This window comes from Rhodococcus sp. SB1D (assembly GCF_048573875.1).
Classification (GTDB): Bacteria; Actinomycetota; Actinomycetes; order Mycobacteriales; family Mycobacteriaceae; genus Rhodococcus_F; species Rhodococcus_F qingshengii.
In genome coordinates this window covers 308,207-333,847 of the sequence record NZ_JBMAIQ010000003.1, presented here as the reverse complement: position 1 = coordinate 333,847, position 25,641 = coordinate 308,207, and the positions used below count along the sequence as shown (strand labels likewise).

The window sequence follows — 25,641 nt, the reverse complement described above, 5'->3', positions numbered from 1 at the left end:
TCACCGGGAACTAGTGCCGGCGGGAGGTTCGGGAACGTCGTGCCTCATCGCCTGTGAGACGTACCCCGTGCCGATTCTGACGCCGCCCAGCCACTCGGTGAGGCGCGCCGCCTCGGCATCGAGAGAACGTCGCGCAGACGCTGACACGGTCTCGAGCAATCGGACGTGCACCACACCGGTTTCGTCTTGGATCCAGCACCCCACGACGCGACCGTCGACCCAAGCGGTGGCGCCGGCATTACCGCGGGTGTCGAAGAGTTGGTTGCGGTGCGGGCCGAGGTAGAAGTCACGGTTCTTCCACCCCATGACCGTCGGGTCGAGCACCGGTAGGAGTGCCACCCAAGGACCTGGATCAGGCACCGTGGCGACGTCATCGGGTAGCAACCAGCCGGTGTCGCCTCCGTCGAGTGAGACTGCAACGGCGTCGAGTTCGGCGAGGGCGGCCCGGACGACCGTCTTCGTCGAGCCCAGCCACCAGACGATGTCGTCTTCCGTGCCCGGTCCGAAGGTGTAGAGCCAACGGCGGACCATTTCTCGATAGCCGTCTGCAGATTCGAGATCGAAGGGGGCGTCGTCGAGCCAGTGTCGAGTGAGAGTCCACAGTGGGCGTGAGACGGGGAAGCGGGCGGTGTTGGTGCCGCGCATGATGTCTGCGGTCGCCCCGAGATGCGTGAGAACCCTGGGTGCCGACCAGATTTCACCTGCCGAACCCTCGACCTTGACGTCGATCATCGGCACGGCCTGACGAATCTCTACCGCTGAAAGCCCTTCAGGCCTATCGGTGAGCAACTTCAGCACTTCCGTCCGTGCGCGATCGAGCCAGTCGTTGCCGTCGACGGCGAGTCCGGCCTTGACGACATCCTTGGCCATTCGTGCCCGCTCGGTGTTCGCGACGCGGGCGGACGCACTCGACCACGCGGCCGGCAGCAAGTCGCGGGGAAAGGTGAAGAGTGTGCGGCGCATTGCCAATTGCTTCACGAGACTGCGTTGGTCGTACAGGGCGCGGTCGACGTCGGCGGCGTCCACGGACCGAACCCTCGCCCAGCAAGACAGATAGACCGTCGCTGACTCGGTGGCGTGCAGTACCGTCATCGCCCGCGTGGCAGCTTCCGGCGAATCGACGTGAAACATTGGCTCCAGCGCATGACGTACTCCTATGCGAGCACGGCGTTCGTCGTCGGAGACATGGCGCATCAGGCCATCGTGCCACAGTCCAGGTGCGTCGTATCAGCTAGTTGCACGAGGGTTCGGTTGCGCCAGTAGTCGTCGTGTCGGAGATGTGTGATTGCACCCGGGGTGGTCGCGAAGGTCGCAAATCCTGCGGCTTCGACGGGAATCTGTAGCCAGGCGGAGACGACGAATGTGTGTGCAAAGCCGTGGGTTACGACGATGTGATCGTGATCGAGATCGTCCATCAGTTCGTGAACGCATTCGTGAACCCTTGATGCGATGTCGCGGCGGGTCTCGGCACCGGCAACGGGGCCACGGTGATCGAGGCGGTTGTTGTCAGGGGCCGGGACCTGCCGCTGGGCCAGCCACGAGTTCGGGCGTCCTTCGGCTTCGCCGAAGCTGATTTCGCGCAATCGTGAATCCGTTGTCGCCGGAGCATCGAGTGTCCGGGCGATGATCGTGGATGTCTCGGTGCAACGATTGAGGTCGGACGAGGTGATGCGGACCGGGCGCGAAGTTCCTGTGCGTCGTCGTTTCAGCGCTTCGGCGATCAAACCTGCATCGCGCCGACCAGCGGGGGTGAGAACCGAATTGTGCCAACCGCCGACTACGTCCTGCGCTGTGTGTTCGGCATGAGGATGAGTGACGACGTAAAGATCCTGCACGAGACCCCTTTTGCTTACCCGACTTTTTCCGGCAACAGTATTCCAGGGTTGAGGATTCCACGGGGATCCCAGGAGGATTTGATCAGCTGCATTGCGGCAATGTCGGTTTCAGTGCGCCCCAGCGATATCCACGGCGACTTCGCGCGGCCTATCCCGTGCTCGGCGCTGATGCTTCCATGGTGGGCGGCGACGAGTCGGAACACCATATCGGTCAGTTCGTGTGCGACCCTCGGCTCGGCATCCAGAAGGTTCACATGAATGTTTCCGTCGGCGAAGTGCCCGAACAGGATTGGCCGCACGAGGGGGAATCGTTGTGCCAGGCTTTCTCGGAGGTTGTCGATGAACATTCCCATCACGGACAAGGGGACGGAGATGTCGAGCTTGACTACCGGCGTCGTCGACGACGCGCTGATGCTTTCGGTATGGCTTTCCCGCAGAGTCCACAGTTTTCGAGCCGGCCCAGGCTCGACCGTCGCGTCCTCGATGAGGTCGGCAGAGTCGGAGAGTACTTCGAGGAGCGACTCTTCCGTTTCGCGCGGTGATGACACCTCGATGAGTGTGTACATCGGTGAAGGGGTGCCGAACGGGCGACGGGCATCGGTGTGTGCGCAGACGAGGGAGATGCCGTCGTCAGTCATGATTTCGGCGGCTTCGACGGTCAATCCGCTCTGACGCACGCGATTACACAAATGAAGCGCTTGATCGACGTCGCGCACACCCGCGAGCACGACCTGGGTGTCGGTCGCCGGGGTGACCAGCTTCATCAGGACCTTGGTGATGACTGCGAGCGTTCCCTCGCTGCCGGCAAGAAGTCCTGGAATATCGTATCCGACATTGTCTTTGACGAGTGGAGTCCATCTACTCAGTACCGAACCGTCCGCGAGCACGGCTTCGATACCGAGTATCTGTGCGCGTGTATTTCCGTATCGGACCATGCGCGTCCCACCGGCGTTGGTTGCGACGATGCCGCCGAGTGTTGCGGATTCCTTTGATGCCAAATCGATTCCGAAGCGGAGACCGTGTGCAGATGCGGCCAGGTCGGCGCGAGCAACGGTCACGCCGGCGCCGGCTGCGATTGTCCGACCGATGGGGTCGACGGCTTCGATCGTCTCCAGACGTCTGGTACTCAGCACCACGGACCCAGTCGAGGCGATTCCACCACCGACCAGTCCGGTGTTGCCGCCTTGCGGTGTGACGGGAACCCCCGCGTCGAAGCATGCTCGAAGAACCGCAGACACTTCGGAGGTGTTGCCGGGGCGGATGACCGCGATCGCGTCGCCGATCCAACGTCCCGTCCAGTCACGTGTGTAGCCCTCGATCAGTTCGGGATCGGTAAGCACATGCGTGTGGCCGACGATCTCTGCGAGGGCGTCGATAAGCCTCGCGTCTGTTGCAGGTTCAGTGAGTGCTCGGGGATTCATGTGCAACCTTGTGATCGTTCGGGTGACAATTTTCGGGAGACAGACGGTGGAACAACGTGAACTCGATCCTCCGACCTCAGGTGATGCCGTGTCCAAGACCAAGTAGTGACACCACCATCTGTTTTTCTTATAATCGCCGTATGAACCTGCAGCGTGCCCGTTATCTGATCGCTCTGTCGGATCATGGGAGCTTCACTCGAGCCGCTGCGAACGTCCACGTCGCGCAATCGGCCCTCAGTCAACAGATCAAGGTTCTCGAGCGCGAACTCGGAGTTCCGCTGGTGGATCGTCGGGGTCCGCAGTTCACCTTCACGGAAGCCGGCAAGGTGGCGGTACGAGAGGCGCGCTTTTTGATCGGGTGTGCGGACCGGGCTGTCGAACGAATTCGGTTGGCCGCGCGCGGTGTGGACGGAGAACTGCGCATCGCGTACACCCGTTCGTGGGCGGGCGGCGCAGTCGCGGATCTGGTCAGCACCTATCGAAGGCTCTACCCGGGCGTCGAAGTTGTCGTTCATCGTGGCACTTCGGCGCAGACTGTCGACCTCGTCCGAACCGGAGCCGTCGACATCGCGGTTGTTCGCCCGCCGCTCGATGAAGACGATCGAGAACTTCCCCTGATCGTCCTCGATACCGAACCTATCCTGGTCGCTGTTCCCGTGGATCATCCGTTCGGAGATCGAGCGACGCTCGAACTCGGAGATCTGGTGGACGTCCCCGTTGTGTTCTGGCCGGAGGCCAACGCCCCGGGGATGTATTTGCGTACGCTCGAACAACTTTGGCCAAACGGGGCGCCCAGCATCGTTCGATTCGAGGCCGACGACGAGCAGGTGCTGCATGCCGTCTCGGACGGGGTGGGTATTGCGCCGATCCCCCAGGGCAGAGCGCGGATGCTCCGCATCCCGGGTGTCCATCTATGTGAGATCGCCGGTGAGCAACCAACTCTCGACGTGGCAGTGACCTACCGGCCGGATAATCCGAATCCGGCGCTTGCGCCGTTTGTTGCGCTCGCTGAACGCGAAAGATCGTCAACCACTGCGTAGTACCTGTGATGCGCGGTGGGTCCTATCCGCCATCGAGGACCAGCATCATGGCCGTTGCGCGTGCTCGGTTCTCGATGGAATCGACGTGGAATCCGACGTGCTGGGACAGTTTCGCCAATCGGTGCGCGACGCTGCTGTGGTGAAGATGCATGGAATCTGCTGCGGCCCTCAAGGTTCCGGACTGCAGGTATGACCTCAAGGTTTCGAGTAGTTCTAACCCCTGTTTGGTGTCGCCGATCTCTTCGGCACGAACCAGATCCGGTATTCGCGAGTGATCGATGTGTGGTCCCGGCGCCAGGAGGTTGAGGGCGCCGAGATCGTCGGCGTTCACGATCGGTGTTGTTGCCGACGCCTGTGCTCGAGCGAATCGTGCAGTGCTCAGTATTGTGCTCACTTCGGAAGCGGGAGCAGTCAAAGATATTCCGGCGCGAATGAATGACGACAGCGCGGCCTCGGACAGCTCGGGTGTCGCCGCGAACGAACCCGTCACGAGATTCAGATACTCGCCGTCAGCGTCTATCCCAGTGGCTTTGCCAGGTTTGTAATCTGGCGAAATGACAAGGTGTGCAGCACCTTCGGCCGTGCCTGAGACTGCCTTGGTTGCCATTACACGGACTGGGGTATGGGGTTCGATACCGAGACCGGCGCAGGAGGTGAGCACCGCGAGTTCATCCATCGGGAACAACAGATTTCGAGTGTGCTCGGCTTCGGTAGGCAGGCGTCGCGGTTGCAGAATTATCGCTGCGGTCAGGGCCATCCGGTCGACGAGCATTTCGTCGAGTGGCAAGCTGGCCCCGGGTCGTTCGATCCATACCGTTCCGAGAACCTCGTCGTCTACGGCAATGTTTCTGGTCATGCTCGGTGGGAGCTGAGGATCGGGTGACCAGCGGCCGCGCGGATCGCAACGGCGCAAATTCTTCTTGCTTCTGCCGCGCTCGACGATCTCGATACCCACGACGCAGTCCGCCAACTGCGCGCTCGCACGAAGCAAAGACGCGGTGTCGGAGCCGTGCCGCACGAGGGCGTCGAAGTAATCGATGACACGTACCAGGCCTGCCGAGTCTGCATCGAGCTCGGCAAGCCGGTACATCAGTCCTTGCATCTCGCAACGCTACGAGACCGGCGAGAGCGAACGCAACCCTCTCCTGAGCGCAGTGAGGGCTTCGGCGGCACCTCTTTCGCTGACCGCGGCGGTCGCGACCAGTGCCGACCCGTGAAAGGTTCCGGGGAAGGAATGCAATTCGACGCTGACTCCCGCTTGCAGCAGCCGAAGGGCGTATTCGATTCCTTCGTCGCGGAGCGGGTCGAGTTCCATGGTGGACAGGTAGGTCGGCGGCAGACCGGTGAGGTCGGTAGCCCGGGACGGCGCAGCGTAAATGGACACGTCAGGATCTTCGGGACCGGAATACGACCCGCCGAGATAGTACTTCCACGACAGGATGGCGTTAGGGCGGTGCCACAAGGGGGTGTCGACGAAGTTCGTCATCGAGACCGTCGCCAGGCGGTCGTCGAGTTCAGGGATTTCGAGGAATTGGAAGGCCACGGGCACAACGCCCTCGTCACGGGCTTTGAGGACAGTGCCTGCGGCCAGTCCACCGCCTGCGCTCTGCCCTCCCACTGCGATGCGGCGTGTATCGACCCCCAGCTCCTCGGCATGGGCGTGGATGTAGAGGAGTGCGGCGTAGCAGTCGTCGACGGGGCCGGGGAAGGGGGTTTCGGGGGCGAGGCGGTACTCCACGTTCGCAACGGCGAATCCGAGTTCCCGCGCCACCTCGACGCAAAATGGATCGCTGGATTCTGCGGTGCCGATTGCGAATCCGCCGCCATGGATCCAGAGCAGAACGGGGACAGGGCCGGCAGTGTTGTCCGGGGTGAAGAAACGAATCGTGACCTCCGGATCGCCGTCCAGGCCGGGTGCCGACAGTTCACGAAGCGAGACTCCGTCGAATGACAGGTCGGCCAACATGGTGCCGACCAGAGCGTCGTAGGTGGCCCGTGCGTTGGGGAGGTCAGCGAAGTCCACCTTCGGGAGCATGGTGAGTGCCGCGGCGAGTTCGGGGTCGAGAGTCGGGAATGTTGTCATGCACCCATCATCGAGCCTGAATGTGGCCTACGTCACCAGCGGCTTGTAGGAAATCGGAGAGTCTCCCTCCGACACCCGTCGGATCTCCCTAGGATGACGCCGGTGGACAGGGTACATCTCGGGGTGGGTTCGAGCGATTCGAATAGTGGGGCACGGATTGGTGGACGACCTCCGCAGGTTTTCGCTGGTCAGGCGATTCTGCGGTCGCACGAGTACCTTCTGACGCTCGAGGCACACACGGCGCCGTGGCTCGGCGTGCGAGAGCTTTCGATCTTCATCCGTCGAGGTTTCTCCATCGGCGACGACGACCTCGAATACCCGGACATCGGGGTTAGGGCAGTCCTGCACTTGCCGTCGTCACGAAGTGCGGAATCGGCGGGCAGCCATGCGGGCCTTGGCAGCGCGGCGTTGATCAGGATTCCCTCGGACGACGAGGTGATGCCGTTGGTGTTGATAGCTCCGCAACCGGTGCTCATTCAGAACGAACCGTCCTACGCCGATGCCGTCGAGGCAGATGGACACAGCTTCCTGTTCCAGATCAACGAAGAGGGGTGGCCGGTGGTTGCTGAGTCCCACCCCGATTTCGTAGAGGAGTACCTATTCGGTTACGGGTCGGTGTATTTCTACGGGAGCTCTGACGCGACCGGGCTCGTTCGCGAAGTTGTGCCGGGATTTCTCGACTTCTGACCGGCCCGACGGCCCGTCCGCCGATACCGTGGGCAGCGTATCGCGACCGGCGGTTATGTCCTCGGAAAAATTGTTTCGGAAGTTTGTCGATCGGTGAGTGCGCCGTTCGACGTGTAAGCAGAGGGACCGAACAGAGCGGTCCACGAACGAAGGAGATTCTCATGAAGTACATGCTGATCATGCGTTCCACCGATGAGGCTATCGAAGCATCCAAGGACATGGACTTCGACGAGATCATCGCGGCGATGGGGCAGTACAACGAGTCCCTGATCAAGGCAGGTGTCTTGCTGGCCGGTGAGGGACTGGCGATGGAGGAGGGATTCATCGTCGATTTCGAGTCCGATCCTCCGCTGGTCTCCGACGGCCCGTACGGGGAGACGAAGGAGTTGTTCTCGGGATTCTGGATCATTCAGACGTCGACCAAAGACGAAGCCTTGGAATGGGCGAAGCGCTGCCCGCTCGGGCCGGGAAGCAAGCTCGAGGTACGCCGCGTGAGCGAGATGTCAGACTTCGATCAGGACAACGAGTACATCCAGAAAGAGGCCGGCTGGCGTGAAGAGCTCGGTACCGATCGTCCGGTCGCAGGCTGACCATGACCGACGAGGCGGTGCGAGAAGAAACGAGAAAGGCTGTCGACGCGGTCTGGCGTATCGAATCCGCGAAGATTGTCGCCACGTTGACTCGCACCGTCGGAGATCTTGATCTCGCCGAAGATCTGGCCGCGCAGGCTCTGCTCGAAGCCGTCGAGCAGTGGCCCGCGACGGGGGTTCCGAGAAACCCCGCTGCCTGGCTGACATCTGTGGCGACACGACGAGCGATCGACGGGTGGCGACGACGTGAGAGGTTGGACGAGCGCTACGCCCACTTTGCGCGTGAACTCGAGAACGACGCTTCACATTTCGACGACGTCAGCTGGGATCCGGACCGCATCGACGACGATGTCCTTCGCCTGATGTTCATCGCCTGCCATCCCGTGTTGAATCGAAAAGCGCAGGTGGCGTTGACGCTTCGGGTGGTGGGCGGTTTGACCACGGAAGAGATTGCGAAAGCGTTCCTCACGCCGACGGCGACGGTGCAGCAGCGGATAGTCCGCGCGAAGAAGGCGCTGACCGCCTCGAAAGCGGTTTTCGAAGTTCCAGGGCGAGAAGAGTTTTCGAGCAGATTGAGCGCGGTCCTCGGAGTGCTGTACCTGGTGTTCAACGAAGGCTATGCAGCCAGTTCCGGGGACGAGTGGATGCGGGCGGAGCTCAGTGCTGAGGCTCTGCGGCTCGCGCGAATACTCGCCGAATTGGTCCCCAGGGAGTCCGAGGTACACGGCCTTGTCGCTTTGATGGAGCTGACAGCCTCGAGATTCGGCGCTCGGACAACCTCGACCGGTGAACCCATCCTGCTGGCTGACCAGGATCGGACGAGGTGGGATCGCCTACAGATCTCACGTGGGCTTGCCGCGCTGGAACGAGCTGACGCCGTCGGGCGTGGACGAGGCCCGTACGGCCTGCAGGCGGCGATTGCCGAATGTCATGCGCGAGCAGCAACTTTCGAAGACACCGATTGGAAGAAGATAGTGATCCTCTACGAGGCTCTGGCGCAACTGGCGCCATCGCCCGTGGTCGACCTCAATCATGCGGCGGCGGTATCCATGGCATACGGTCCTGGCCCTGCGCTCGAATTCGTCGACAAGCTTGTCGCTTCAGGTGAACTGGCCGACTACCACCTGCTTCCCAGCGTTCGGGGGGAGTTGCTCAGTCAGCTCGGCCGATCCGAGGAGGCTAGAACCGAACTCCTCGAAGCGGCTCGGCTGGCCGGGAACGAGCGTGAGCGCGCTGTGCTGGTCGCGAAAGCCGATGCGCTGCTGCCGGATCGGTAGTCACGCGATTGTTAGTCACGCGATTGTTAGTCACGCGATTGTTAGTCAGGGCTGAGTCGGATCATCATTGGGCACCATGGGCGGCATCCCGACTCCGTAGGGATCGAGCATGTCCGATACACGTCGACCCCACCGTTCATGCGCGGACTGACGGGTCATTCCCGCTGCGCGGCCGATGGTTGACCATGTTGCGCCGAATCTACGCAGGCTCATGACGCTTGCCGTCGAATCGATACCTGCGGCCAGCTGAATCCGGAAACAGGCCAACTGCCACGCCATCTGACGCTGCGCCGGGATGTCGGTGTCCTGTTCTGCCTCCCACTCAGGGCTGCCAGGTAAAGGATCTGTTCCGACAATCTTGTCTGCCTGAGTGCCGGCCTCGGTGATCGCGGCGTTGACCGTGGTGATCGCGGCGGTCTCGATCTTCGCAGTCAGGGCGCGTTCGATCAGGTCTTCCATGAGAAGTTCTCCTTTCGTCAGGACTAGCCTGACAGGCGCTGTTGAATTCTGTCAAGAATCCCCTGACAGACTTTGAGTTTAATTAATGCACGATTTATTTGTGTACTATCTAAATAGTCTCCGGTTCTGTTGACCGTCGTCGAAGGGGTTGCTGGTGAAAATCGTGGTTTTGTCGTTCCTGGTGGCATTGACTTTGATAACGGTCGGAATCATCGCCGCGCGCAACCGCAGCACTCGACCTGCCGTGACCGGGGCAGTTACTGCGGCGTCAACGGTTCTCGCTGCCGCCTGGACACTTTTTGCCGTGGCCTTCGTATTGGCCTGATCGTGCTGCAGTGCCGATGCGCCGGTAGTGGTGGTGAAGGAACTTCGCAGCAGGTCAGATGCGTTTTGTGTGCGGCGCGATGCCGCATAGTCTGGCAGACGTGGCAATCGCTGAAACAGACAGAAACTACGGCGGAAGGTCGGTCGCGGCTCGCAAGGCCGAACGCCGTTCCCTCTTTTTGAATGCTGCTCTCAGCGTGTTTGCAGACCAGGGGTATGCCGGAAGTTCGGTGGCGGATATCTGCGCGTCCGCGAGTCTGGCCAGAAGGCAGTTCTACGACGAGTTCGGTAGTCGCGAGGATCTACTCCTCGCGCTGTATGACCAGATTCAACTCGACGCCAGAATTGCAATGGTCGACGCACTCGATGCAGAGCCTTCGGTCAATCTCCGTGACAAGGCAGCGACGGCCATGGCCGCCTTCGTCGAGTCGGTCGGAAGTGACCCACGACGCGCACACGTTGCCTTCATCGACGTCGTAGGTGTCAGTCCCCGGGTGGAAAAGCATCGTGTGGACCAACGTTCGGTCTGGGCAACATTTTTCGAGTCGATCATCAAAGGGATCGTGGGCGAAGATTACGAACCGCCGGGTGGTTACCGGTGGGCGTCCACCGCCTTCATCGGCGCGCTTACCGCGCTGGTGCACCAGTGGAGCACTGCGGAGCCTCGTCCTCCCGTGTCGGTACTGGTCGATCTGATGACGGTGCTCTTGAATGCGTTGATCGACGACGCGCCCCTTCACGCCGACGAATAGGTCACGAACACCAGGGGATTGTAATCCGGCCCACAACGCTCTACTCTCGTCCTCAATGTGTTAGACACTCGCATCTAACTTGTGTGCTCGTGATGAGAACTGCGGCAACACAAGGCAATCTGTGCTTTTCCGGGGAGGAATTGGTATGGGACGACGCTGGACAACTGACCGACAACGCGGGGGCCTCGCAATTGCCGTGATTGCAGTAATCGGGCAGATCGGACTTTCGGCACCTGCCTCAGCGGCACCGGACGAAGGTGTTCCCGCCCAAATTCAGGTCCAGCCTGCCCTGCCGCCTGCGGTTGCACCGCCTTTGCCTGAACTGGACCAGGCCTTCTATGAACCGCCTGTCGAGGTCGTCGAATCCAAGCAACCGGGTGAGATCATCGCCGCTCGTGCGGTGAATCTCGGTACTCTCAACCTGATTCCGACCAACGTGGATGCGTGGCAGATCTCGTATCGATCCAATAATGCTGCGGGCGAGGCGATTCCTGCTGTCACCACAGTGATCAAGCCGCGTGGCGACACTCGCGATGGAGGCCCGCGCCCGCTGCTGTCCTTTCAGATGGCAGAGGATTCACTCGGAAACTACTGCGCACCTTCGTATGTCATGCAGCAAGGCGCGTTGCCGTGGCTGGTGACGGGCGCTGCGACCGGTGGGGCTCAATTCCTCGAAGTGCAGGCGGCACTGGCGCAGGGTTGGGCATTGTCGGTGCCCGATCATCAGGGACCCAATTCTTCCTTCGCCTCCGGCCCCGTCGCGGCCCGGATCACGCTCGACGGTATCCGTGCTGCTGAGAACTTCGAACCCATGGAGCTACAAGGGCGGTCAACTCGCGTAGGGCTGCTCGGCTACTCGGGTGGATCGATTCCTACCGGTCACGCAGCTGAAATACGGCAGGCGTACGCGCCGGAACTGAATATCGTCGGAGTCGCCGAAGGTGGTGTTGCCGCGGATCTCGGCGCTTTGCTCGACAATGCCAACAACGCTCTAGGGGCCGGGATCGTCGCTGCCGGTGTAATCGGAGTGAGCCGAGAAGATCCTGAACTTGCAGGCTTCATCGATCAGCACATAAACCCTGCCGGCCGAGCGCTTTTCGCTGCCAAGGACAACCTGTGCATGCTCTGGACGTCGGCTGCAGTGCCCTTCCTCAATATCAAGGGCTTCCTCGATGTCCCGGGAGATCCCGTCCAACACCCCACGGTGAGAGCTGCGCTCTCCCGAGCTGCCATGGGTAAGTCTGTTCCTGACGTGCCGATGTACATTTATCAGTCGAATCCCGACTGGTTGGTGCCTGTTGGCCCGGTGAACAAACTTGTCGATACCTATTGCCAAGATCCTTCTGCGAGTGTCGTTTACACCAGAGACCACTTCAGTGAGCACGTCAGCATGGAAGTCGTCGCATTGCCGAGTGCTCTACTGTGGCTTCGTGATCGGTTCGCTGGTGTGCCTGCTCAGCAGGGATGCAGCACCTTCGACGCTGGATCCATGGCGCTTGATCAGAGGACCTGGCCAGTCTGGGTGGATGCGGTTGGTGAACTCGTCGCAGGACTGTTCGGCAAGCCGATCGGGACCTGACGGGTGACGTGATTCTGCGGTGGTGAGGAATTCTCACAAGGGCAGCGTGTTGCACTGACTGGACGTTATTTCATTGATCGGGCCTTGAAGATGGTGTCTTGTCACCAATGGGTTCCTTTTACCGACGAAAGGTTGCGCGATGACAAAGCTGTTGTTTGCGGTCACTTCTGCAGATCACTGGACGCTGAAGGACGGAACACCCCACCCGACCGGGTACTGGGCGGAAGAACTGGTCGAGGCGCATCGCGTTTTCGTCGACGCCGGCTACGAGATCGTGATCGCGACGCCTGGCGGTAAAGCTCCCGTTGTGGACGAGGGAAGCCTGGCGCCCGAGGTGAACGGCGGGCAAGAAGGCGCCGACCGTATGCGCAAGTACATCGCCGATCTGCAGCCGGTGCTCGATTCGCCGGAGATTCTGGAGAACGCCGATGCTGCCGATTACGACGTGGTCTTTGTACCGGGTGGGCACGGACCGATGGAGGATCTTGCGGTGTCGGCATCCTTCGGTGAGCTTCTCGTGAACTTCTTGGACGCGGACAAGGTGGTCTCGGCGGTGTGTCACGCGCCGGCGGCACTCCTGCCGGCCCAGAGACCCGATGGAAGCTGGCTGTTCGACGGCTATCAGCTGACCGCGTTCACCAACGAGGAGGAGACGCAGGCTGGTCTGGCGGACAAGGCTCCGTGGCTGCTCGAAACTCGCCTACGCGAATTGGGCGGCAAATTCTCGAAGGCTGAGGCGTGGTCGCCTTATGTCGTGGTGGACCGCAAGCTCTACACCGGTCAGAATCCGGCGTCGTCACGGCCTCTCGCCGAGCGGATTGTCGCCGACTTGGGCTGAGCATGTCTTTTGGCGCCGCATCGAGGTCTCCTCGATGCGGCGCTGGTCCGTGTTCTGTTGTCGCCGAGGAGGTTTGACCTCTCAGGTTTTGAAGGTGGTGTTCGCCGGTCGCGGGTGCTGCCCGGGGTCGATCGAGGGTGGCGGGACGAACCAGGGTTTGTTGTCGGCGCCGATTCGGATCACCCATTTCCCGACGAACCCTGATTTCCGGTGCATCAACCGATGATGTGAACGGCACAGCAGGACCAGGTTGTTCATCACCGTCGGGCCACCGTTCGCCCAGTGCTTAATATGGTGCGCATCCGTCCAGGCAGGCACACATGAACACCCCGGGAACGCGCAGCCCCTGTCTCGGGCGATCAACGCCACTCGCTGTTCGGCGGTGACCAACCTCTTTCCTGGTTTCGCATCCAAGGGCGCGCCGTGACTGTCGAGCAGGACGGTGGAGAGGAAACAATCACATCCGAGGAGTCGGGTCTGCGACACCGAGAGTGGTCCGAGCCAGGGCATGTGCCCGACATCAAGATCCGACACAGCCATTCCACCACCATCGGGCGAGGGTGTGGCGGCGCAGTCTCGGTGCTCAGCGAGATCGCGGGCGTTGATGTGCACGTTCACGTGCGGGCGCTGACCACCGTCGGTGCCGGTTTTGGCGCAGTCGAGGTACCGGCGGATCAGTTCGGTGAACCCGTCGGCCGTCCGCTTGGCCGCCGACCGAGAATCCGGGGTTCCGTCCGGTGCCGGGGTCGGCATCGTCAAATTCGACAACGCCGACAACAACATTTCACCGGTGAGGGCATCGAAATCACCACGCACCACCACCCGACCATTGAGCGTCGAGGCGATCCGCAACTCATTGAGATCGACATCCTCGGCGGGCGGGATCTCATCCGATTCGAACAACCGCTCCAAGGTCGCGATCACGTTCCGCACTTTCGTGGTCGTCGCTTCCACATCCGACGCAGCCGCCAACAGTAGGTCGATACAGCGAGGGAGCGCGGCGTCTGGCATGCCCTTCGGTGGTGACTCACAGAACGCCACGATCAACACGGCATGCTCGAACGAGCAGTCCCCGCCATCGAACCGAGCCGCGACCGCCGGAAACGGCCGCAACGCTGCACCGAACGCGGCGATCTTCTTCCCGTCCCGAACCTGCAGCATCGTGTTGCCCGCCAACCACGCACCCACCCCGCGGCTCGCGATCACCTGATCATCCGGGCGCAACGACAACTCGTCGACCACGGCCACTCGAACGGCTTCCAGGCGCAGAATCTCCGCACTCGCCTCGACGGCAGCAGCGCGCAACTCGGCAGCAGTCAACTGCCACAACCGTCCGCGTAACCCCACCGCAGAACCCGACACCACATCCGACAACAAGACACTCATTGAATCCCCCGATCCCCTCCCCAAATCATACTCGAACACGCGTTCGAGTCAAGAGGGAATTAGGCGAGGGCGCGAAGGAGTGGAGTGGGGTCCGCGACGACGAACAGATGGCCGCCTCCGTTGATCTCTTCGAAGCGAGAGTCGGGAATCAACGAGTGTGCCCAGCGGGCTACTTCGATGGGTACGTTTCCGTCGTCGGTTCCGTGTAGGAAAACCGTTGGTACCGAGATCGATTGGAAGAGTCCAGGCATCTCGTGGCGATACCGAGCCAAGTCGACAACCCCTGCGGATCCGCCCTGTGCGATCCCTTCGGATGAATCCAACTGGAGAGCGGGGCGATGTACCTCGTCGGTCATGACGGCCTGATCGGCGGCCGGCCAGATCGAGACTGAGTCGCTGCGTAGCTTGGAGAACACTCCGGTTCCTGCGAGTATTGCGCCGGCCACACGGGGAGCCCAGTTGGCGGCAAAGTACAACGCAGATACCAGTTTTATTCTGCGTCGCAAAGTATCTCGCGGTGCCCCGGGGATCATGGCGCACGCCAGCACCAGTTTCGAGACTCGTTCGGGAACGGCTGCAGCGACTGCGAGCGCGTAACCGCCGCCTCCGGAGAAACCCATCAGTGTGGCCGAGCCCAACTCGAGGTGATCGACCAGGGTGACGAAGTCGTCGTCCCAGGAATGAAATCCCTTGTCCGTGTACGGATCCGTGCGTCCGAAGCCGGGTCGATCGGGGACTATCAGCCGTATGCCTGCCGTCGAAGACGCGTTGTGGAGTGAGAGCCCTTCGTATCGGCTGCCAGGTGATCCGTGGGCCACGACTACCGGCTGGCCAGTCGGATCGCCGTACTCGCAGAATGCGATACGACGCCCCGACGCGTCGCGAATTTCGGTTGTGGTCACGCTGCTCGTCATGATGTGGTTCCTTGCTGCGCGTTCGACGCCACACCGTCCAGGATGAGGGCGACTCCGAACTCGAACCTTCGGGTGGGATCGTGATGAAGTGCGAACACCGATGCCTCGCGTCGATCGGCAGGTGCGCTGTCGAAAGCGCCGCGTCCCAATTGAATTGCGACGTGTCCGGTGACGAAATCATGCAGCGCGCCGTATGCGTACGTGGCCTGCTCGTCCTCGAGGCCTGCCAAGGAAAGGGCGCTCACGACTCGGTGGGCGGTATCGTCGGCCCCGGGTGCTTCCAGTGATGCCTGCCGATGGGCTTCCAGGACCAGGGGATGGCGCATCAGGAGGTCGTGGAGGCCGTAGGCGAACGTGCGGGCAACCCCGCGCCAATCGGTCGGCCAGTCGATCGACGAGACGGCTTCGCCTACGAGAGTCGAGATCAGATCTCGCCTCAAGGCGTCGATGCCGCCGGTTGTGCGGTGGACGGACATCGGCGATATGCCGAGTCGTTCGGCGAGCACTCGAAATGACACCGCATCCAGGCCGTCCGTATCGGCGATCTCTGCCGCGGCATCAAGAATCTGTCTGTGACTCAATGCTTTTGGTCGACCAGCCCTTGCAGAGCTGGTGGATTCGGATACCATGCTGACAACAATAGCGATACGCGTATCGAAATTACAAGTGTCCATCGACCTCCAAGGAGCGCTGCCCGATGACCGATCTCCATCAACTGTCCGCCGTCGAACTTGCCGGTGTGATCGCCGCCAAACAGGTCTCGATTCCCGAAGTCACCAGGTACTTCGTCGACCGTGCGACCACTTCCGATGACGTCGGCGCCTTCACGACGATCGCCGGGGAGCACGCAGTCGCCCTCGCCGAACAAGCGCAGCGCAGGTTGGACGAGCGGGACGCCGGGCCCCTTCCGCGGCTGTTCGGCGTTCCGACGGCAATCAAAGACCTCGATGCAACGCGCGGCATTCGCACGACCTTCGGATCGGCGCTCTTTCGCGACTTCGTGCCGGACGCTGACGACGAGATCGTCGAGGCGATCCGAGAAGGTGGGTTGATCGACATCGGTAAGACGACGGTGCCCGAGTTCGGGGCAGCCTGTTACACCGAGCCGGAAGTCGCTCCGCCTGCTCGCAGTCCGTTCGATCGCACGCGGAGTGCCGCCGGCAGCAGTGGCGGCGCTGCTGCCGCCGTCGGCGCTGGTCTGGTGCCGTTTGCACAGGGAAGTGACACCGCCGGTTCGTTGCGTTCGCCGGCAAGTACGTGCGGAGTCGTCGGCCTCAAGCCGAGCCGCGGTTTGATCACGATGGGCGTGGCGGGGCATGACAACTTCGGATTTGCGAGCAAGGGGCCGATCGCCCGGACAGTTCGCGATACCGCTGCGCTGCTGGACGTTCTGGCGACGCGACCCGGCGCCGGAACTATCCACCCGCCTCGGCCGAAGTCGTTCGAAGAGTTCGTCGTACAGGCTGGGGGAGTTCGGGCTCGCCCCTTGACCGTCGCTCTTGCTCACGGATCGGTCTCCGGCGGAGCCGTGGATGCGCAGCTCTCGGCTGCTGTATCGAAGGTTGGGTCTGTGCTGGAGGGGCTGGGCCACAACGTGTTCGAGCGACCGCAGGCTCGCGATGACATTTTCATCGATGCTTTCGTCAAGATGTTCTCGTCTTTGGCGGGAACCAAGCCGATCCCGGAGGAGTACGAACACCTTCTGCGTCCGATAGTGCAGCACTTGCGAGTTCAAGCAAACGAGGTGTCTTCGGGTGAGCTGGCCGCGGCAATCGGTATTGTTCAGGCCTGGGCGCGGCGATGGAGTCTCGACTACGCCGACGCCGACCTTGTTGTCACTCCGACTGTGACGAAGCCGCCGCTTGCGATCGGGGAGTTGCGCAACGACGAAGACCCCGCGACCGAACTGATCGACATGGTCGCTTTCACAGGAAACACCGTCGTCGCCAATGCAACCGGTTTCCCGTCGATCAGTCTGCCACTCGGTTGGACGGAAGACGACGTTCCACTCGGCGTGATGATCTCGGCGAAATGGGGTTGCGACGCGGAATTACTCTCTGCCGCTGCAATGCTCGAGGCCGAGATGCCGTGGAAGGATCGGTACCGATTCGACCGCGCCACCGTGCTCTAGTTCGGGAGCGGTACCCGGTCGCTCGCCGATGCGAACCCCAACCACGTGTGGCGGTTACCCCACCAGCACCACCCGACTTTCGGGGCGTTGCGGTTGTCTTTGCCGTCGCGACCGGTTCCGTTGCTGATCCACACGGCGGGAGTTCTGGTGTCGAAGGATCCGTCAGGTTTGCGCAGTCGGGAGCCGATGGTCATGAAACACTTTCCGCGTTCGAGAATGTCGGGGCGCTGCAACAGCCAGTGGATGCCTTCGGTAAGCGTCAGCGGCGTACGGTCTGCGTCGACGATTGCGGGCAATGCTTCGTCCGGGCTCCAGTTGGCCAGGTGATCCCCGCGGTCGACTCCACTGAGCAGATGTAATGAGCTTTCGGGCAGCGTTGCCTGCTCGGTGGGGGCGAACAAATCGACGTCCGCCATGTCGACGACTATGAATCCGCGCTTGTTCTCGAGCTCGAGCAGCGGAGTCAGAACTGAAGCCGGAGCCAGTTTTTCGTGCACGGTGAGTAGTCCGACATCACCGTGCCCGGTTGCGGCCTCCCTGACATCGCCGGCAGAAAGTCCGGCCATCTCGTGAACACCGAGTTCGATCAATCGCTCGGCCTGCTGATCGATGGGCGGGAGGTCGAAATGCATATCTGCGATCCTACCGATCGTGAGCAGAGCGATCGGAGGGTTCGGCCGCGAGGGAAGTCGGCCACGCAACGCCCAACGCGCGCATGATGAACGGGACGGTGGTCGCTACGACGGCGTCCACTCGGTCGCCGGCCATGAGCATCGGGCGTCGGCTTTCCACGCAGGCGAGGATGAGTTGCGCGGATGCGGCAGCATCGGAATCGACAAAGACACCGGCGTCGACACCTTCCTGGACGAGCTGTTCGACCAGAACCGACAGCGGGACAATATGTTCGAGGAAACTTTCGCGATCCTGCGCTGACAACAATTCGACCAACGCGATTCCTGTGAATCGTTGCAGTGAGAACTCGACGAGTGTCAGTTTGACGAGGATTTCGAGTCGGTCCACAGGATTCTCGCGGTCCGCGAGTTCACGCTCGGCCAGGAGTAGGAATCTGTCCATCTCGCGTGTGGACCAGGCGAGCAGCAACGCGGATTTGTCGGGGAAGTAGTTGTACACCGCTGTCCGCGAGACGCCGGCCGCCTGGGCCACCGTCTGCAGCTTCACGTTCTGCCAGCCCTGCTCGTGAAGTTCGCGAATGAACGCGTCCAACATGGCTTCTCGGGTGGCGATTTTGTGCTCAGCGGTTGTCGCACCACCGGTCAACTTCGGCATGGTCGATCCTCCTGGGTCTGATTCACGGTCACGGGGAGGTCGAACAGGTCCGCAACAAGGCGCGGATCACCTTGCCACATCGAGACGGGTGCGAGCATCATCTGCTGCGCGATCGAGCGTACGGATCGGCAGACCTCTTGCTCTTCGGCGAGTGTGAGCGTCGTGCGTTTGCGCAATCGCTCCATCTCCGCGGTAGTGAGATCAGTGATCCATTCCTCAGCTGCAAGCGAGAGGGGTGAATCCGGTGTCACGACCGATCCAACTCGGCACTGGAGAACCGCGAAGTCATCACGGACAGCGTGATGACGGCGACGACCGAGACGGCGTGTGCCGCCGCCAGCCAGAGCGACTCGGGTGCGTGTTTGTGAAGGGTGGGCGCCATCAGCATGGCCATGAGGAGGGCGAGACTCGACAACATCGCGGGACCGTTGGGGCGGCCGACAAGCAGGCTGACCAGAAGAACGAGCGCGACGACGCTGCACGCCACATCTACAGGCGGGTACGTGGCCGGAACGATTCCGCTGACAGTGTCGGTGAAGTTCAGCCCGATCGACACCAATTGTGCGAGACCTGTCGCGCCGGCCAACCAGGCCGTCCAACGCAGTCCGTGGAGTCCGGCTTTCCGAATGCCGGTCAGGGTTCCTTCGGCGGATTCCCACGCTTCGGACGTCGGTGTTGTCACGGCTACTCCTTTTTATGACGAGGTGTCGTCATAAAGTAGCAGTGCGCGATCGCGAGATTCTTGCCGGTAGGTGACTGGCCTGCTTCGAAGGGATAGCGTCGAAGTACCGGCCGAAATGACAATCGCGGGGAGGTGGCTCGATGACGACCTCTGCCCACACGGATCGGCCCTCGTCGAAACAGAGTTGGTTGGCGCGCGCAGCCTTCGCGGCCCTGGTTCTTGCAGTCGCGGTGCTCCTGATCTTCGCCGGACTGAAAACCTTGACCATGCTGATCCTGGGAATCGGTGGGGTGGTCGTGTGCGTCGTAGCCGTGTACTGGTTTCTGACCACCCGCGGATTCCTCCGCTGGCTCTCGTTGGCCGTGGCGGTTCTGACGCCGATCGTGGTGCTCACCTTCCTGGTCCGAGAACGCCTCCTGTGGGTGGTGCTCCTTGCGATCGGGTTGTTCGTGGTAGCCGGTATCTGCGCTCGCACCGCCTTGGCGGGGGAGGAGAAGGAATTGCCGGTTGTCGAGCGACCGGCACCGCCGCCCGTCAAGCCGTTCTTCGTGATGAACCCGAACTCCGGCGGTGGCAAGGTCGAGAAGTTCGACTTGAAACGCAAGGCCGAGGAACGGGGGGCCACGGTCGCACTGCTCGAGGGGCCCGAGAAGATCGACGTGACGGCCTTGGCCAGGCAGGCGGTCGCGGACGGCGCCGACCTACTCGGTGTTGCCGGTGGCGACGGAACGCAGGCACTGGTTGCTGCTGTCGCGGCCGAAAACGACCTGCCCTTCCTCGTCGTCAGTGCGGGAACGCGCAACCACTTCGCCGCGGATCTGGGGCTCGATCTCGAGGATCCGTCACGGTGCCTCGACGCGCTCGTCGACGGCGTCGAGGTCACGGTGGATCTGGGAAACGTCGGCGGTCGAACTTTCGTCAACAACGCATCGTTCGGGGCGTACGCCGAGGTAGTCCAGAGTCCGGAGTACCGCGATGCCAAGACCAGCACCTTCTTGCAGATGCTCCCGGATCTCCTCGCCGGACGTGCCGGAGCGGTGCTGACCGCGCGCTCCCCGAGCGTGTCCGCGGTGGGTCCACAGGCTGTGCTGGTCAGCAACGGCCCGTACGAGATGAACGACCTGGCGGGGCTCGGTCATCGGCCGCGATTGGACAGGGGCACTCTCGGAATCGTCGCGATCTCCGTCAGCAGTGCCCGTCAGGCCATCGGGTTGCTCCATAGGGCGCATCAACACGGTCTGGCTCAGGGCACCGGATTCGAGGTGATCGTCGACGCCGACACCGACGAGATTCCGGTCGGCGTCGACGGCGAGGCGCTGGTGATGCCAACTCCGGTCAGGTGCACGGTCAGTCCGCAGGCGCTGAGGGTCAGAGTCCCCCGAGATCGACCGGGTATCCGTCGCCCCCGGCACGCCTGGGATCTGGTCCGGTTGCGAGAGTTGGCGAAGTTCAGGAGATCCGGCGCATGACCTGACCGACGGCCAGAACTCCCTGTGGATCATGCGTGTCCGCCAAAGCGCTCAGCCAGTGAGCGGTGTCCTCGTCGTAGGTGCGGGCGATCTTCTCCGGGTCGACGCTCGGCGCGAAGTTGGGCAGTGCATGCCCGTTCGTCCATGGCGCCATCGTTCGTCCGAGAGTCTCGGCGTGCGGGACTACCGCGTCGACCATCGGTGGGGCAAGAACTCCGACGGTGAACAGCGAGAAGGCAGCGTCCCGATGGCAGAAGGCGCTGCGGTGCTCAGGTTCCCGTGCGAGGGCGCCCCCGAGGAGACGTAATTCGACGACGGTTTGGGGTGAACCGGATCCGGGGCCGGCAGCGGCGAGCAGTGCGTCGACGGCCTCGTGTGACAGCTCGTTGGTCAATGCCGTGGATTCGTGCGTCGGCATCGGGTCGACGGGATCGGCGTGCACTGCCCCGAGGGCGGCATAAGGCAGCACACCGACTGCGTCGATCAAGGGTGTTGCGATTGAACGGATTCGGTCGATCAGTGACTTGGCATCGGATTCCTCGGCAAGACTTGCGAATCTGACCGCGACGGTGAGCCTGCCGGCCAGCGGTGGCGGAACCTGTGGAAGGGGTGGAAGTTGCAGAAAGGCAAGAGAGGTCGAGCTGTGCTCAGGCAGGTCGGCGCCCCAGTCCAGCCAGGCGTGCGCGACCGCGCTTGCATCTGCGCCGTCGAAATAGAGTGCACCGCCGTAGAAGTGGGTGACCGGTAGTAGGTCGATCTCGATGGCTGTGACAATGCCCAGTGTGGCCTTGCCGCCGCGTAGCCCCCAGAACAATTCGGCATGTTCGTCGGGGGTGACATGAATGAGTTCGCCACTGCCGGTGACGATGTCGAACGAACGAACGTGATCCGACGAGAGCCCGTACGTGCGCACCATCGGGCCGATGCCGGCGCCGGTGAGGAAGCCGGCGACTCCGACCGTGGGTGAAGAACCTGCCAGTGGCGCCAAGCCGTGGGGTGCGGCAGCGTCGATGACGTCCTGCCAGATCAAGCCCGCGCCGATTCGGGCAGTGCGGTTTTCGGGGTCGACGACGCACTCCGTGAGCCTGCCGGTGTGGACGAGGAGAACGTCACTGCCGAGAGGGACCGCGCCGTGGCCGGTGCGCTGAACACCGACGCGCAGACCCAACTTCGCCGCGAATCGCACCGTTGCGACAATGTCTTGCGCGCTCTCGACTGCCACCACAGCGCCAGGCGCGACGGGAACCGCTGCATTCCACGGAATCGCCAACTCGTATCCCGTTTCGCCAGGCAGGGAAACGGAGCCGGTCACCTCTGCGCGCAGTGATTCGACCGCGGCGTCGAGCGTGGGGGTTTGAAGGTTCATGGTCTTCCTTTCCTCATCCGTCTTTCGGTCAAGGGAAGGATGTCCGAACAGGCTTGGGTGGTTCTTGACGTATGTATCCCGAGCGGATCCAAGTTTTATCCAAGCGCATTCTCGCAGTTCAGGGCCATGTCGATCGCGCTCGTTCAGCTACGCCCCACATGCCGAGTGTCTCCGATTCGGCCGCCACTTCCGTCAGCTCCCGTTCACGTTCGGCGGACGGCTCTCGGAGCTGCGCCCGAAGCAGTCGACAGCGCAGCAGTGTTGGTGCTCCGCCGGAGCCAGTTGCGATCTTCTCGGCCTGATCCAGGAGAGTCGATGCCTGCTCGACGTGACCGAGAAGCGCGTGCAGACGCGCGGAGGCTTCGGCGACCGAGCCCAGTTCACCGACATGGCCCACCGTTGCGATGCAGCCGGTGTGTGGCGAGAGTAGGTCGATGAACGTGTCGGCGTATTCGACCAGTTCCAGATCTGCCACGACGCGTGCAAGTAGTGTCTGGTGTCCCAATGTCGTCCACGTCTGTGGCCCGCGATTGATCAGCCACTTCTTGATGCCTTCGGAAGTGGCCTCGCGCTCGCCTCGGGCGGCGTCGATGGCGATGGTCCACGAATCAGGTTCCACGACACCGGGATCAGATTCTGCCAACGCACCTCGCTCCCATTCCAGAGTGTTGAACGCCAGATCTGCGCTGCCAGCCGTGTACAACTCCGTTTGCAGATGGATCTGCCTGGCCGTCTCGTACTTCCGGCGGGCTTGCGCGAAGTCTCCGTACCATTCGGCGAGAGTTGCTTCCATCCAGCGTAATTGGACCCGAACCACCGGGAGTCTCAGTAGCTCGCAGCCGATGATCCCCTGCCTGACGTGTTTGACGGCGGCATCGACATTGGCCAGATTCATCTCCGTCATGCTCGCGACGGCGTGTGCGACGACGCTGTCGACACGCGATTGTTGGTGCGGCAGTTCGAAAAGCTCGCGCAGTAGGCGCATGGACTCCGCGCTGTGCACCGCGACTCCGGAGAAAAGCAGAATCCGTCCGAGCAGCGCGTCCGCGATCACATCCGGATCGTCGAGTTCGCGGGCGATGTCGAGAGCACGGGCGCTCCATCGATTCGGGATCTCGGCTTCGGGGTGGTAGCAACTTCCCACCGCCAGCGCAGCAAGAACCCGTGCGTGAGCTGACCTGTCGTTCTCGACCAAGGGCTCGACCGCCGCGAGCCGTTCGAGCAGTGGTCCCGGATCGGTACCGTAGGAAACCCACGGCCACGCACCGGCGGCCCGAAGTAATGCGCCTGCCAGTCGTCCGACGGCGGAGGTTCGCCCCTCCCGAACAGCCTCGAGGAGACCGGCATTGACGACGTCGAGAACTGTCTGCCCTCGACCTGCGCGGGCGAGGGCCTCGACTCTGGCCACCAGCAGGTCGTCCCGATCGTCAGCGGATTGCTGGGACACCGGAAGTAAGTCGAACGCGCGGACAGCTGCCTCCCACCACTCGGCCGCGGTCTCCGAACTCCACCGATCGGTCGCATCCTGAGCTGCAGCCGTGCATGCCTCCAGAACGACGAGTGGATCGACCAGGGGAAGTGCCGACATCAGATGTTGCGCGCGGCGGCTCAGCCGGTCCGGATCGGAGGAATTTTCGAGCACTTCGGCAACTCGGGCATGTATCCGCTGGCGACGAAGCGTGGGTATCGCTTCGAGGACTTCGTCTCGGAGAAGGCCGTGAGCAAAGACGTAACCGCCGTTTGCCGAGTCCGCGACGATGATTCGATCATCAGCAGCCGCGTCGAGATGGTCGGCGAGAGTGTCGACATCGAGACGGGTGGCTGCGGCCAGTGTGTACACCTCGATGGCGTCGCCGATAACTGCGGCAACCCGAAGAGCGTGCAACACTGCCGGTTCCACTGCAGCAAGCCGTCGACCGAGGACAGATCGAACGGCGACGGGGATGCCGTCGCCCAGTCGCTCGTTCCGGGGAAGCCTGGCGTACTCCGAGACGAACAGCGGGTTGCCGCCGGTTCGTTCCGCCAGGGTTCGCGCCTCCGCGTCGTCGAGCGTGTCCCCGGAGACGCACCTTGCGAGTGTTGCAACCTCGCCCTGCGCGAGCGCCGGCACAATCATGGTTCGGTTTCCTTCGCCGTGGAGTACGGCTTCTTCGAACTTGCGCACTGCCGACCCGACTTCCGAGTCTCGGAGCGTCGACACGAACCAGACTCTGGCACTGGTCATTGCGCCGACCAGGTAGGTCAGGCAACGAAGGGACGTGGGATCGGCCCATTGAATGTCGTCGATGACGACGGTCAACAGTGCATCTTTCGCCGCAGCTTCGATGGTGGTGCGAACCCGTTCGTAGACGGCAAATCTCGCTTCGTCCGGATCGATGTCCGTCGGCGGCGTCAGTACGAAATCGGCGTCGGCTCCGAGTTCCCGAACCAGTCGGCGGATCGGCCACCACGGCGGCGTTCCGTCGTCCTCCGGGCAACGTGCCCAGACGGTGGCTCCTCGAATGGACGTTGTTCTCGACGAACACTCCTCGGCGAATCGTGTCTTGCCGATGCCGGCGGGGCCGGTCAAGATCAACCAGCGAGGTGAGCCACGGCGAACGTCGTCGAGCATCTTGTCGGCGACAATCGTCTGAGCGTCGCGCCCGACGAACAAGCGTGAGGAATCCGTCTCGGGCATCGCTGCTACGGCTGGGGGAGAAGCCGGGACCGACACTTGTTCGGCCCCCGTCCATCCCGGAGTGCGCGGCCAGGCGGCCAGGCCGGGTTCGTGGCGCAGGATCGCGCCTTGCAATGCTGTCAGCTCCCCGCCGGGCTCCAGTCCCAGCTCGGCGTCGAGCCGAGACGCGTGTAATCGAAACTGTTCCAACGCTTCCGGTGACCTGCCCGCCCGATGCAGGGCAACCATTCGCAGCCAGCAGGTCCGGTCGCGGAACGGGTACTCGCTACAGAGTTGAGCAGCTTCGACCAGCGCGGGTGCCAGGCGCCCGAGAGCCAGAAGCGCCGTTATCCGGGTCTCCCGGCACTCGGTCCGCACTTCCTCGAAGGCTGCGGCTTCCACCTCCACCCAGTGCGCGTCGTTCAGGTCGTCCAGAAGCTGCCCCCGGACCGAGGCGAGGGCACGGTCAGCGGTCGTCAAAGCCTCCTGCCACCGTTCGTTCTCAGCGTGTTGTCGCGCCGTTTCGGCGTCGTCGAGAAACACCGACAGATCGACGTCTGCCGGAGCGACCTCGAGGACATAGCCCGGCGATTGACGCACTATCGGTGACGCCGTACCGGTTTCGACGCGTAGCGCTCGGCGCAGGTTGGAGATATACGCCTGGATGCTTGCCATCGCACTCGCCGGTGCGTCGTCGTGCCAGAGAGCATCGATCAGCCGGTCGGTGGAGACGACGCGACCACGGTTGAGCAGTAGAACGGCAAGGACCGTTCGTTGTTTTCGAGGGCCCAGATCGATCACGTCGCTCGTCGCCGGACCCCGTGCGACCTCCAACGGCCCGAGCAGTCGATAGATCATCCGTTTC

The 25,641-nt window shown here is 62.3% G+C and carries 25 protein-coding genes; 10 read left to right on the top strand and 15 right to left on the bottom strand.

Annotated elements, in window-relative coordinates:
• From ACN50D_RS10310 to ACN50D_RS10300, 3 genes are all read right to left on the bottom strand, one after another.
• On the bottom strand, positions 1-1,131 hold the full coding sequence (locus ACN50D_RS10310; protein ID WP_245361509.1) for a winged helix DNA-binding domain-containing protein: 1,131 nt from the start codon (positions 1,129-1,131) through the stop codon (positions 1-3).
• Between the two features lie 62 nt (positions 1,132-1,193).
• On the bottom strand, positions 1,194-1,835 hold the full coding sequence (locus ACN50D_RS10305) for a histidine phosphatase family protein (protein WP_007735718.1): 642 nt from the start codon (positions 1,833-1,835) through the stop codon (positions 1,194-1,196).
• Between the two features lie 14 nt (positions 1,836-1,849).
• A complete protein-coding gene (locus tag ACN50D_RS10300; protein WP_054826726.1) occupies positions 1,850-3,256 on the bottom strand; it encodes an FAD-binding oxidoreductase in 1,407 nt (468 codons plus the stop codon).
• 140 nt (positions 3,257-3,396) lie between these two features.
• Between ACN50D_RS10300 and ACN50D_RS10295 the strand changes: the two genes are divergently transcribed.
• Entirely contained in the window at positions 3,397-4,296 is a 900-nt protein-coding gene (locus ACN50D_RS10295) for a LysR family transcriptional regulator (protein WP_003943243.1), read from the top strand.
• A 22-nt stretch (positions 4,297-4,318) separates the two neighbouring features.
• On the opposite strand, the gene ACN50D_RS10290 is transcribed toward ACN50D_RS10295, so the two are convergent.
• On the bottom strand, positions 4,319-5,398 hold the full coding sequence (locus tag ACN50D_RS10290) for a helix-turn-helix domain-containing protein (RefSeq protein ID WP_232329945.1): 1,080 nt from the start codon (positions 5,396-5,398) through the stop codon (positions 4,319-4,321).
• Between the two features lie 9 nt (positions 5,399-5,407).
• Entirely contained in the window at positions 5,408-6,379 is a 972-nt protein-coding gene (locus ACN50D_RS10285; RefSeq protein WP_054826727.1) for an alpha/beta hydrolase, read from the bottom strand.
• Positions 6,380-6,472: 93 nt separating this feature from the next.
• Here ACN50D_RS10285 and ACN50D_RS10280 point away from each other — a divergent pair, with 93 nt between their 5' ends.
• From ACN50D_RS10280 to ACN50D_RS10270, 3 genes are all read left to right on the top strand, one after another.
• Positions 6,473-7,066, top strand: coding sequence for a hypothetical protein (locus ACN50D_RS10280; protein WP_030537406.1), 594 nt, complete (start codon positions 6,473-6,475; stop codon positions 7,064-7,066).
• A gap of 161 nt (positions 7,067-7,227) precedes the next feature.
• A complete protein-coding gene (locus ACN50D_RS10275) occupies positions 7,228-7,656 on the top strand; it encodes a YciI family protein (protein WP_007735729.1) in 429 nt (142 codons plus the stop codon).
• A gap of 2 nt (positions 7,657-7,658) precedes the next feature.
• Positions 7,659-8,933 carry an RNA polymerase sigma factor gene (locus tag ACN50D_RS10270; protein ID WP_042922905.1) on the top strand — a complete coding sequence of 425 codons (1,275 nt, stop codon included), beginning with the start codon at positions 7,659-7,661 and terminating at the stop codon, positions 8,931-8,933.
• 45 nt (positions 8,934-8,978) lie between these two features.
• On the opposite strand, the gene ACN50D_RS10265 is transcribed toward ACN50D_RS10270, so the two are convergent.
• Complete coding sequence (locus ACN50D_RS10265; protein WP_003942828.1) at positions 8,979-9,392, bottom strand: hypothetical protein; 414 nt, start codon at positions 9,390-9,392, stop codon at positions 8,979-8,981.
• A 154-nt stretch (positions 9,393-9,546) separates the two neighbouring features.
• On the opposite strand from ACN50D_RS10265, the gene ACN50D_RS10260 reads away from it, so the two are divergent.
• The 4 genes from ACN50D_RS10260 to ACN50D_RS10245 all read left to right on the top strand — a co-directional run bounded on the left by ACN50D_RS10260 (position 9,547) and on the right by ACN50D_RS10245 (position 12,885).
• Positions 9,547-9,717, top strand: a complete 171-nt coding sequence (locus tag ACN50D_RS10260; protein WP_003943130.1) for a hypothetical protein — start codon at positions 9,547-9,549, stop codon at positions 9,715-9,717.
• A 58-nt stretch (positions 9,718-9,775) separates the two neighbouring features.
• Positions 9,776-10,468, top strand: coding sequence for a TetR/AcrR family transcriptional regulator (locus ACN50D_RS10255; protein ID WP_080961262.1), 693 nt, complete (start codon positions 9,776-9,778; stop codon positions 10,466-10,468).
• Between the two features lie 145 nt (positions 10,469-10,613).
• The gene (locus tag ACN50D_RS10250; RefSeq protein WP_116057683.1) at positions 10,614-12,047 is read left to right on the top strand and encodes a lipase family protein; all 1,434 of its coding nucleotides are present in this window, start codon (positions 10,614-10,616) and stop codon (positions 12,045-12,047) included.
• Positions 12,048-12,186: 139 nt separating this feature from the next.
• Entirely contained in the window at positions 12,187-12,885 is a 699-nt protein-coding gene (locus ACN50D_RS10245) for a type 1 glutamine amidotransferase domain-containing protein (protein WP_030537402.1), read from the top strand.
• An 81-nt stretch (positions 12,886-12,966) separates the two neighbouring features.
• Here ACN50D_RS10245 and ACN50D_RS10240 read toward each other — a convergent pair whose 3' ends face one another.
• The 3 genes from ACN50D_RS10240 to ACN50D_RS10230 are packed head-to-tail and all read right to left on the bottom strand — an operon-like array spanning position 12,967 to position 15,766.
• Complete coding sequence (locus ACN50D_RS10240) at positions 12,967-14,271, bottom strand: HNH endonuclease signature motif containing protein (protein WP_211921736.1); 1,305 nt, start codon at positions 14,269-14,271, stop codon at positions 12,967-12,969.
• A gap of 59 nt (positions 14,272-14,330) precedes the next feature.
• Positions 14,331-15,185: an alpha/beta fold hydrolase gene (locus ACN50D_RS10235; RefSeq protein WP_054188294.1), complete on the bottom strand. Its 855-nt coding sequence runs from the start codon at positions 15,183-15,185 to the stop codon at positions 14,331-14,333.
• Positions 15,182-15,766: a TetR/AcrR family transcriptional regulator gene (locus ACN50D_RS10230; protein WP_232319079.1), complete on the bottom strand. Its 585-nt coding sequence runs from the start codon at positions 15,764-15,766 to the stop codon at positions 15,182-15,184. Before ACN50D_RS10230 ends, ACN50D_RS10235 begins: the two co-directional genes overlap by 4 nt.
• A gap of 116 nt (positions 15,767-15,882) precedes the next feature.
• Between ACN50D_RS10230 and ACN50D_RS10225 the strand changes: the two genes are divergently transcribed.
• Positions 15,883-17,316 (top strand): amidase, encoded by a 1,434-nt coding sequence (locus ACN50D_RS10225; RefSeq protein WP_211921734.1) that lies wholly within the window; start codon positions 15,883-15,885, stop codon positions 17,314-17,316.
• Here ACN50D_RS10225 and ACN50D_RS10220 read toward each other — a convergent pair.
• Genes ACN50D_RS10220 through ACN50D_RS10205 form a run of 4 tightly spaced genes read right to left on the bottom strand, consistent with a single transcriptional unit; the run spans position 17,313 to position 19,285 of the window.
• Positions 17,313-17,948 (bottom strand): DUF5701 family protein, encoded by a 636-nt coding sequence (locus ACN50D_RS10220; RefSeq protein WP_003942937.1) that lies wholly within the window; start codon positions 17,946-17,948, stop codon positions 17,313-17,315. The genes ACN50D_RS10225 and ACN50D_RS10220 overlap by 4 nt on opposite strands.
• Positions 17,949-17,958: 10 nt before the next feature.
• Positions 17,959-18,603 (bottom strand): TetR/AcrR family transcriptional regulator, encoded by a 645-nt coding sequence (locus ACN50D_RS10215; RefSeq protein WP_054188290.1) that lies wholly within the window; start codon positions 18,601-18,603, stop codon positions 17,959-17,961.
• A complete protein-coding gene (locus ACN50D_RS10210) occupies positions 18,591-18,854 on the bottom strand; it encodes a hypothetical protein (RefSeq protein ID WP_007730221.1) in 264 nt (87 codons plus the stop codon). The genes ACN50D_RS10215 and ACN50D_RS10210 overlap by 13 nt, the downstream gene beginning before the upstream one ends.
• The gene (locus tag ACN50D_RS10205) at positions 18,851-19,285 is read right to left on the bottom strand and encodes a hypothetical protein (RefSeq protein WP_054826733.1); all 435 of its coding nucleotides are present in this window, start codon (positions 19,283-19,285) and stop codon (positions 18,851-18,853) included. Before ACN50D_RS10205 ends, ACN50D_RS10210 begins: the two co-directional genes overlap by 4 nt.
• A gap of 140 nt (positions 19,286-19,425) precedes the next feature.
• On the opposite strand from ACN50D_RS10205, the gene ACN50D_RS10200 reads away from it, so the two are divergent.
• On the top strand, positions 19,426-20,754 hold the full coding sequence (locus ACN50D_RS10200; protein ID WP_075834794.1) for a diacylglycerol/lipid kinase family protein: 1,329 nt from the start codon (positions 19,426-19,428) through the stop codon (positions 20,752-20,754).
• On the opposite strand, the gene ACN50D_RS10195 is transcribed toward ACN50D_RS10200, so the two are convergent.
• Both ACN50D_RS10195 and ACN50D_RS10190 read right to left on the bottom strand, forming a co-directional pair.
• A complete protein-coding gene (locus tag ACN50D_RS10195) occupies positions 20,735-22,120 on the bottom strand; it encodes an FAD-binding oxidoreductase (protein WP_042922891.1) in 1,386 nt (461 codons plus the stop codon). The genes ACN50D_RS10200 and ACN50D_RS10195 overlap by 20 nt on opposite strands.
• Positions 22,121-22,238: 118 nt before the next feature.
• On the bottom strand, positions 22,239-25,634 hold the full coding sequence (locus ACN50D_RS10190; RefSeq protein ID WP_211921732.1) for a BTAD domain-containing putative transcriptional regulator: 3,396 nt from the start codon (positions 25,632-25,634) through the stop codon (positions 22,239-22,241).
• Positions 25,635-25,641: the final 7 nt, after the last annotated feature.

Coding starts and splice junctions, on each gene's coding strand:
- ACN50D_RS10310 (WP_245361509.1), bottom strand. CDS start 1,131: ATGTTTCACGTCGATTCGCCGGAAGCTGCCACGCGGGCGATGACGGTA.
- ACN50D_RS10300 (WP_054826726.1), bottom strand. CDS start 3,256: ATGAATCCCCGAGCACTCACTGAACCTGCAACAGACGCGAGGCTTATC.
- ACN50D_RS10295 (WP_003943243.1), top strand. CDS start 3,397: ATGAACCTGCAGCGTGCCCGTTATCTGATCGCTCTGTCGGATCATGGG.
- ACN50D_RS10290 (WP_232329945.1), bottom strand. CDS start 5,398: ATGCAAGGACTGATGTACCGGCTTGCCGAGCTCGATGCAGACTCGGCA.
- ACN50D_RS10285 (WP_054826727.1), bottom strand. CDS start 6,379: ATGACAACATTCCCGACTCTCGACCCCGAACTCGCCGCGGCACTCACC.
- ACN50D_RS10280 (WP_030537406.1), top strand. CDS start 6,473: ATGACGCCGGTGGACAGGGTACATCTCGGGGTGGGTTCGAGCGATTCG.
- ACN50D_RS10275 (WP_007735729.1), top strand. CDS start 7,228: ATGAAGTACATGCTGATCATGCGTTCCACCGATGAGGCTATCGAAGCA.
- ACN50D_RS10270 (WP_042922905.1), top strand. CDS start 7,659: ATGACCGACGAGGCGGTGCGAGAAGAAACGAGAAAGGCTGTCGACGCG.
- ACN50D_RS10265 (WP_003942828.1), bottom strand. CDS start 9,392: ATGGAAGACCTGATCGAACGCGCCCTGACTGCGAAGATCGAGACCGCC.
- ACN50D_RS10255 (WP_080961262.1), top strand. CDS start 9,776: ATGCGTTTTGTGTGCGGCGCGATGCCGCATAGTCTGGCAGACGTGGCA.
- ACN50D_RS10250 (WP_116057683.1), top strand. CDS start 10,614: ATGGGACGACGCTGGACAACTGACCGACAACGCGGGGGCCTCGCAATT.
- ACN50D_RS10245 (WP_030537402.1), top strand. CDS start 12,187: ATGACAAAGCTGTTGTTTGCGGTCACTTCTGCAGATCACTGGACGCTG.
- ACN50D_RS10240 (WP_211921736.1), bottom strand. CDS start 14,271: ATGAGTGTCTTGTTGTCGGATGTGGTGTCGGGTTCTGCGGTGGGGTTA.
- ACN50D_RS10235 (WP_054188294.1), bottom strand. CDS start 15,185: ATGACGAGCAGCGTGACCACAACCGAAATTCGCGACGCGTCGGGGCGT.
- ACN50D_RS10225 (WP_211921734.1), top strand. CDS start 15,883: ATGACCGATCTCCATCAACTGTCCGCCGTCGAACTTGCCGGTGTGATC.
- ACN50D_RS10220 (WP_003942937.1), bottom strand. CDS start 17,948: ATGCATTTCGACCTCCCGCCCATCGATCAGCAGGCCGAGCGATTGATC.
- ACN50D_RS10215 (WP_054188290.1), bottom strand. CDS start 18,603: ATGCCGAAGTTGACCGGTGGTGCGACAACCGCTGAGCACAAAATCGCC.
- ACN50D_RS10200 (WP_075834794.1), top strand. CDS start 19,426: ATGACGACCTCTGCCCACACGGATCGGCCCTCGTCGAAACAGAGTTGG.
- ACN50D_RS10195 (WP_042922891.1), bottom strand. CDS start 22,120: ATGAACCTTCAAACCCCCACGCTCGACGCCGCGGTCGAATCACTGCGC.
- ACN50D_RS10190 (WP_211921732.1), bottom strand. CDS start 25,634: ATGATCTATCGACTGCTCGGGCCGTTGGAGGTCGCACGGGGTCCGGCG.